Genomic DNA, 1,472 nt, shown 5'->3' on the forward strand with positions numbered 1-1,472 from the left:
CCCTATGACCTCGTCGCCGTCGCTGGTGGCTGGAAGCATCTGACCCGGCCGGCTTATGCAGACGCTATCCGCAGTGCAGTCGGCGGTAACGAGCGCGCGGTGGACCTCACGCAGTCAGAGGTGCTCGTGCTGATGTGCATCGGCTACTTCCAGCCGATCACCCGTGCCGAGTTGTCATCTTTCTTCGGCAAGGAGATCAGTCGTGATTTTATTGGTCATCTGCGCGGTGCCGGTCTGATCGCTTCCGGCCCGCGTAGCCCGACGCCGGGCGCGCCCTACACCTACGTGACGACAAAAGAATTCCTGCTGGAGTTCGGGCTCGACACGCTGCGCGATTTGCCGGATTTCGAGGCACTCGAGGATGCTGGTCTACTGTCGAAGGAGAAGTTGCTGGCGGGCGACATCATGCCCGACTTTTCCGCCGGACGATAGGGTATCGGAGCAGAGGCGGGCGAATAGCCGCGCTGCGTTTGCCTATACCTGATCAATAGATGAATCGCGCGATCTGCCGTGGGATCCGCAGACTCGGCCCAGACCATGTGCTGCTCGTAGTCATTACACATACAAAGCGCTGGACGTGCGCGACCCCGCCAAACGAAGGCTCGTTCGATCATCGCTTATAAGCGAACCGAGGCGTCCAGCTCTCTTCGAGGGCAGCATCCTCGTCTTCCTCTTCGGCGGGATCATCAGGCAAGAGTTCGCTGCTGAGCACCGTTAGAGTGTAGCCATAGTTTCCGAGTCCGATGACTTCTTCATCAAGGGTCAACCGCCTCGGGCAATCGAACCACTCATTGAGGGTTGTCTCTGCATTGGCGCGCCGCGCATGCAGGACATTTGCGGGGCTCTTATTGAAGCGCAATGTCTCGCTGTCGGGCAACGGCATCCCTTTTCGCAGAAAGAAAAGCTTGTCCAGATCCTTGAAGCTGTTCGACATAAATGCGTAGGCGATCTGCTCACCGTGCGAGACGATGACAGCAAGCGGATAAGCGCTGCACTCGGCGGCTCGGATTGCGGCAGCGGTGCCTGAGCATCCGGCTTCATCCGCCAGCTTCAGAATGCCGTCGAGGCCGACCTGATTCTTCGATAGAAATTTCCGTGTCAGCGCCGTCGGCATAAGCAAGCCGCTCGCGAAATGATCGGCTTCAAGCTCGATTGACGAATTCTGCGTGAAGTCTGCGCGGGACATGTGCGCTCCGCCGAGCGCTATGATCTCTTCCGGATGACCGGGTAAGAAATAATGGCCCAACTCATGACCCAAGGAAAAATTTTCGAAACCGGCGTTCCCGTACTCATTCGAGTAGATGATGGTCACCTTGTCGTTCGCAAAAATAATCGCGCCCGATACGCCCTTCACGTCGGCTGGCTTGGCTTGCACCTCAATCTCTTTTTGCCGTGCAATTTCGAACGGCTTTACCGGGAACTGATCGAAACCGAACTCGGCGGCGATTTTTTCGCCGAGCTGTGTTGCCATC

At 57.4% G+C, this 1,472-nt stretch carries 2 protein-coding genes; one reads left to right on the forward strand and one right to left on the reverse strand.

The annotated features are described in order from the left end of the window. Positions 1–432: SMC-Scp complex subunit ScpB (locus EN914_RS35310; RefSeq protein WP_164779161.1), on the forward strand; the 432-nt coding region annotated here is incomplete at its 5' end. 178 nt (positions 433–610) lie between these two features. Here EN914_RS35310 and EN914_RS35315 read toward each other — a convergent pair. Further along, complete coding sequence (locus EN914_RS35315; RefSeq protein ID WP_127389684.1) at positions 611–1,471, reverse strand: ImmA/IrrE family metallo-endopeptidase; 861 nt, start codon at positions 1,469–1,471, stop codon at positions 611–613. Position 1,472: the final 1 nt, after the last annotated feature.

Origin of the sequence: Mesorhizobium sp. M7A.F.Ca.CA.001.08.2.1 (assembly GCF_003998455.1) — a bacterium.
GTDB lineage: Bacteria > Pseudomonadota > Alphaproteobacteria > Rhizobiales > Rhizobiaceae > Mesorhizobium > Mesorhizobium ciceri.